General features: G+C 57.3%; 5 protein-coding genes. 4 read left to right on the top strand and 1 reads right to left on the bottom strand.

The window, feature by feature from the left end; genetic code table 11:
• Together CHB65_RS15355 and phoU are read left to right on the top strand one after the other, a co-directional pair.
• Nucleotides 1-217 (top strand): CBS domain-containing protein (locus tag CHB65_RS15355; RefSeq protein ID WP_143420457.1); only part of this gene is annotated, 217 nt, incomplete at its 5' end.
• A gap of 133 nt (nucleotides 218-350) precedes the next feature.
• The gene (gene phoU / locus CHB65_RS15350) at nucleotides 351-1,019 is read left to right on the top strand and encodes a phosphate signaling complex protein PhoU (RefSeq protein WP_089385910.1); all 669 of its coding nucleotides are present in this window, start codon (nucleotides 351-353) and stop codon (nucleotides 1,017-1,019) included.
• 265 nt (nucleotides 1,020-1,284) lie between these two features.
• Here the strand turns inward: phoU and CHB65_RS15345 are convergent, their stop codons facing one another.
• The gene (locus CHB65_RS15345) at nucleotides 1,285-2,301 is read right to left on the bottom strand and encodes a nitrous oxide reductase accessory protein NosL (protein ID WP_218818969.1); all 1,017 of its coding nucleotides are present in this window, start codon (nucleotides 2,299-2,301) and stop codon (nucleotides 1,285-1,287) included.
• A gap of 326 nt (nucleotides 2,302-2,627) precedes the next feature.
• On the opposite strand from CHB65_RS15345, the gene CHB65_RS15340 reads away from it, so the two are divergent.
• Nucleotides 2,628-3,827 carry a YncE family protein gene (locus CHB65_RS15340; RefSeq protein WP_089385908.1) on the top strand — a complete coding sequence of 400 codons (1,200 nt, stop codon included), beginning with the start codon at nucleotides 2,628-2,630 and terminating at the stop codon, nucleotides 3,825-3,827.
• A gap of 3 nt (nucleotides 3,828-3,830) precedes the next feature.
• Nucleotides 3,831-5,885, top strand: coding sequence for a copper resistance CopC/CopD family protein (locus CHB65_RS15335; RefSeq protein WP_089385907.1), 2,055 nt, complete (start codon nucleotides 3,831-3,833; stop codon nucleotides 5,883-5,885).
• Nucleotides 5,886-6,009 lie beyond the last annotated feature (124 nt).

The raw sequence follows: 6,009 nt of genomic DNA, 5'->3' as shown, positions 1-6,009 counted from the left end.
CGCAGTCAAGGAGATCATGACAACCGACATTCAGGCGCTCTCGACCGATACACCAGTGACTGATGCGGCGGACATCGTCTCCGAACGGGGGTTCCCCGCGCTGCCGGTCGTCGAGGACTCGACGCTCGTCGGTGTCGTCAGGACCAACCGACTGATCACCGCAGTCGCGGACAAGGAGACGCGCAGAATGTTCAAAAAAGCCGGTTTCTGGGTGTAACACCCGCAACCCGGCCTCTCCGGAGGCAGCTGCCATCCACCCAGTGGTCGCATCGACGGTCGAAGATCGTCGGACCAACGGGATCACACTCCCGGATGCTCACGCCATTGATGAAGATCCACGAGACAGGATTATGGCACGAAAGAACTATCAAAAGGAACTCAACTCGCTCCGTGAAGGGGTCATCGAGATGGGAGAACTCGTACACACACAGTTCGAACGCTCGATACAGGCCCTCTCGGACCGTGATAAGGAAGCGGCCCGGGAAGTGATCACGACCGAGGACGCGATCAACGAGCACTATCTCGAACTCGATCGCAAGTGCATCCGCTTGCTGAACCTGCAGCAGCCGGTTGCCGGCGATCTTCGATTCATCGTTTCGTCGTTCAAGATCAACACCGAACTCGAACGGATCGGCGATATAGCCGTCAACGTTGCCAAGCGAACGGAAGGCGGTCTTCCCGACACGCAGACCACCGCCGATGTCCTTTCGATGGCGAAAGAAGGCAGCACCATGGTTGCCGACGTGATGGACGCATACGGCGCCGTCGATGTCGGTACCTGCCGTGAGATCATCGCCCGTGACGATCAAATAGACCAGTTGGCGATCCATGCAAGCCGACAGCTGATCCGTGGAGCAACGTATATCGATACCGACGCCACCGACTTGGACCCGTATCGTGAGGACGCGGTCCGGTTGCTCCTCACCATCGACGACCTCGAACAGGTCGCCGATCACGCGACGAATATCGCCGCGCGAACGGTGTATATGGCGACTGGAGATGACAGCCTACTTGAATGATCGGCATCGAGCCGAGCGTTCCTGTTGATATCATCTCTACAGATAAGCAAGGCGAGTGCCTCGAGGCTTGACCCCGAGGCAGTTCACGCTGCAGGTTGAGGTTTTCCAAGCGTTGAGATATAGGTATGAGTCGACTCTCGTCTCGCTCAACTAGTGTTTCGGCTAGTGCTGCTTCAAGCCTGATCAGCTCCAATCAACTAAGAGACTCTGTAGCCCATGAACCTAGCGATTCACAGTTGAAGCGGCACTAGTACGAGCACCCACGTTAGTGATCATGGTCATGGTCATCGTCGTGACTGTGGTCGTGGTCATGGTCATCGTCGTGACCGTGGTCGTGGTCTCCACCTTCTCCGACTTCGACAACCATCGCGTCCGCTTCGGTCGTGAGCGCAATCTCTCCGTGGTGAGAGAATTCGAAGATTACCTCGGTCAGTCCCTCAGTTTCACCTTCAATATGTACGTGGTCACCATGGCTATGAATTGAAATCACGTCCTCAGGGGCACCGTCCGCAAGCCGAGCGTCAAACTCCCAGTGTTCACCATCGATGTCGATGATCTCACCGTCGGCTTCGACAGCTTCAGCATATAGTGACCGTGAGGCACTCTCGTCCACTGTGACCGCGGTGTGCCAGTGATCACGCACCCAGGTGTCGATCGTTTCTCCATTGCCATCTACGAGGTCAAACGATTCCGGAGCATCAGCATCACCATGGTGCCCGTGGTCATCGTCATCTCCGTCGAAGAAGTTTGCCCGATAGTGCATCGCGAGGTCACGGTCGAAATCATCGAACCTAATGACATCCTCAGCAGCGTCGTACGCCCCGTCGTACTCATCGTTCAGCCTGTCGATAAGTGACTCTGCGGCCTCCCGACTCTCGAAAGGTGTCGGGTTCATCCCCATAATGTCATCGATGTGCCCTGATTCTTTGACTCGCACATAGTACGCCTGCATCCCGTCGATGAGCTCGCCGGTATCGTAATCGGTTACCCACACACCCTCGACTACTTCATCTTCCCCGCCAAAGTGTTCTGGGTCTGTAATGTACGCGAGCATACATCCTGAAGAACAGAAATACACCCTTGTTTCGTCCGTTTTGACCAGTTGGGCGTTCCACTCCGGATACTCTTCTGTGATCATGTTACAGACTGCACATGCCTCGCCCTCAGGGAAGTCCGTTGGTTCGCTGAGTGCCGTCTGTTCGCCTGTGGAGTCATCGCCAGCCTCTTCGGGATCGCCTCCATCTTCATCGCTTCCAAGACAGCCAGCGAGCGCAAAGACCATGCCTGTGCCTACAGCTCCAATGACGTTGCGCCGATTAACAGATCGCTGAGTTCGTTTCATGTATCATGTCTATGTGCTACATTTGAATGGTGATTCTGGTGCGTTCAGCGAATATACCTAGATATTTTCAGATGCAAGCGAGCTGTCATCGACCTACGACTGAAGTTGTGGGCTTCCTCCTTGCACCTATGTGAACCGCTTCGGTGCTTAATTCCGATGTTAATCGATGACGCAAGCACGGTGACAGCGGTGAGAACGGTCGGGTTGCGAGTGTGTTCGATGAACCCACCAGATGGATTAACAACGATAATCCCTGAATTAGTATAATGACTCGAATCGCCGATCGACGACGCTTTCTCTATGGGTCCGGCGTGGTGCTTACCGCCGGGCTTGCTGGGTGTTTAACTGACGAGGGTAGCGATGAGCAAGACCACGACGATGGGATATCCGACGATACTGAGGACGGACCCGAGGCAGTCGGGAGCGATGGACTCGTCTACGCGTTCGCTCCGGATCGGATCTGCATCCTTGACCCTGCAGATGGTGAACTTGTAGATGAAATCACCGATGAATTCGATGATGAATCGTGGGCAGACCCACAGATTACCTCTGACTTCGAACGGATATTCATCGTCGAAGAGTCGCTCGATCAGGTTCACGTGATCAACACCGAAACGCGTACGCACGAAACAGCGATCGACGTCGGACCGGGAGTCAATCATATTTACCATCCGGTCGACGATGAGATCTGGGTCCACGCGGACACAGAAGGAGCGTTCTACGTCATCGATATCGACGCGCTTGAGGTGAGCGAGATCGTCGAATCTGGTCTCGAAGAGGAAGGCCATGGGAAACTCCTGTATCACGAGGAGATGGGCGACATTGGCTATGCGACAAATGTTAATGACCCCGGAATACCGGTCATCGACCTCGGGGCGTACGAGCGGACGGAATTCATCGAGTTCGGCGAGGTCGGTGGAACCCATTACAAGGCATACAGCCCCGAAAATGGGTTGGCGTACGTCGAGTATATCAGCGAGACAGTCGTTGTCGACCCCACGACCGAAGACATCGTCGACGAATTTGACTTTACTGGCGGGATGTTTCTCTCTCCAGAGGGTGACCGACTCGCCATCGTCGACGGGGAAGTCTATCTCGTCGATGTGAGCGATCAAGAAAGTGACGTACTTGGCAGCCTCGCAATCGACGGTAGCCCCTCGACTGTCCGCTTCGGCCCCACAGGGGAAACCGCGTTCGTCGCGAACGCTGACTCCGATGAGATCGCGATCATCGACGTAGAAGAACTCGAGGAAATCGGCCGGCTTGACGCAGGGGAGATCACCGGACGAAATCGGATGGCCGTCTCTGGTGGCGACTACTTCATTACGCCAGCGGACGCCGACGACTCGGTCGCTATCGTGGACATGACAACCCAAACTGTGGACCTCGTCGATGTAGGTACATCAGTTGAGGCCATTCAGTACGTCGGCGACTCCGGGGTCGGCTACTCCGGCAAACTCCGGTGAGTAATGCAATCGAACCGATCACCGGCAAACCGTCCTTCGCCCACTCGCCAGTCGGCGCTCATCTCTTTGCTCCTCGTCTTCCTTGTGACCACGCTCGCCATTGGATTCGTGGCAACGCCGGTCGCAGCACACGCATATCTGAGCGACACGGATCCGGTAAACGGTGAACAGGTGGACACGCTCCCGGAAGAAGTCACGCTGTATTTCTCCGGTGATGGCGTCGTAACTGCTGACATCTCGATCGAGGATCCGGACGGTGAAGTCATCTCGGAGGAGCCGGAGATCGATCCTGTTGACAGCCAGGTCGTCCGCGTCCCGATTGGGGATGCTGAGGACCAAGACGGGATGTATACTGTCAGTTGGGAGGTTCTCGCCGAGGACGGGCATACAACCGCTGGCTCGTTCTTTTTCGCCGTCGGCGACGAACCGCTTGACCGCGACACCGTGCGAGAGGCATACGACTCCGATGACGAGGACGAGTCGATACCGCCGTTCGAGGCCGGATCGAAGGCGCTGCTGATCATCGGCGTTGTCGGGCTGATCGGCATCCCATCGACGGCGGCGTTCGCGGCCGGTCCGGTCTTCTCGCGCATGGACGGCCCATCTCGGGAGACGATCGATCAACGGGCCCTCCGACTGCTGACCGGAGTCGCAATGCTCACAGTTGTGAGTGCGGTTGTACTCGGGCTCACGCGGAGCACCGCACTCGGTTCACTTGGCGTAGGGACCGTATCTGCGTTCGTGGAGACACCACTCGGTGCGGTCTGGCTCGCGCAGGTCGCACTCAGTGTGCTGCTCGTAGCGTCTGTCGCATCAGTGAAACTGGGGCTCATTGGTCGCCTTGCCGGCTATGTTGGGGCACTCCTCGGAGGGCTCGGTATGGCTGGCACGATCGCATGGACCAGCCACTCGGCGACGGCGATCGATCGGTTGAGCGGGACGGTCATCGATTTTGTCCACATCGTTGGTGCCGGACTCTGGATCGGCGGGCTAGCCGTGTTAGCGTTCGCTGTAGTGCCGGTAGTCAAGACGGCTCGGCGATCGGATCGACATCTGCTTGCGGGCGTAATTCGGCGTTTTTCGATCCTTGCGCTCATCGGGGTCACCCTTGTCGTCTCGAGCGGCTTCACGCTCGCGTCCTGGCATGCGCCAACCGGTGATGGCCTGTTCGGCACCGTCTATGGGTTCACGCTCGTCACGAAACTCGTTCTCGTAGCCGGTGCCCTCATGCTCGGCGGGGTGACCCGATTCGTCTTACTCAAACGGCTCATACCGGAGCAGTCTATTGGACTCACTGAGCGTCTCCACGCAGCGAGCACCGACGGGGGTCTCGACCGACTCCCGGGTGACGGGCCACGAATCGTGTCATGGATCTCCCACTCGATGCGACTTGAGGTCGGCCTCTTAGTTGCCGTCCTGCTCCTCTCGGGGGTACTCACCTCAGCTCCGACGGCTGCCGTTGTCACGGCTGCTGAAGGGCCGAGCGAGGCGATCATCGAGTACGAGCACGATCCAGTGACCATGGAGATTGTCGCGTTCCCCGCGGTTGAGCGCGAATCCGGGGATGATAGGTTTGTTCTCAACGTTGACGAGCCGGTCGTGTTCGAGGTGACCTTCTTGAAAGACGGGAGTCCTGTCGAGTCCGATAGAACGGTCCGACTGTTAGCACACGCTGCAGAGGGGACACAGTTCGAGGTCGAACTCGAAGCGACCGACGACGGCTCCTATGCGACGGTCCAACCGCTCGCCGTCGCGGGTGAATGGGAACTCCGAGTAACCGGCGAACCGGGCGGATCATACGTGAGCCAGTGGGTCGACGTTACCACCATCGATTCCGGTGGTGTGGGTGATGAGGAAGCACAGGATCAACGAGAGGGTGACGACGAGCAGGACGAAATAGAAGGACATGATCACGCGGGTCACCACCATGGACACGGCGATGTACCGGCCTCGCCGCTCCAAGCGCTTTTTCAGTTCGGTGCCATCGCGACACTAGTCCTCGGCGTCCTTGCGGTCACAATCGAGTTCTTCGAACTTCTTGAGCGGGACTCGTCATAGCCCGACAAGTGTATCGACGGCTCGGAGAGCACAATACGGAGAACCGAGGAGAAAGCCATGTGCTTTAGGGCGGGAGGATGTCAGTTGCAGACCTGTTCCTCAACTCTTCGAAACCCAGCGGAGA

It is taken from the genome of Halorubrum vacuolatum (genome assembly GCF_900188065.1).
Classification (GTDB): Archaea; Halobacteriota; Halobacteria; order Halobacteriales; family Haloferacaceae; genus Halorubrum; species Halorubrum vacuolatum.
The sequence above is the reverse complement of the archived record's forward strand: the minus strand, read 5'-3'. Positions and strand labels throughout refer to the sequence as shown.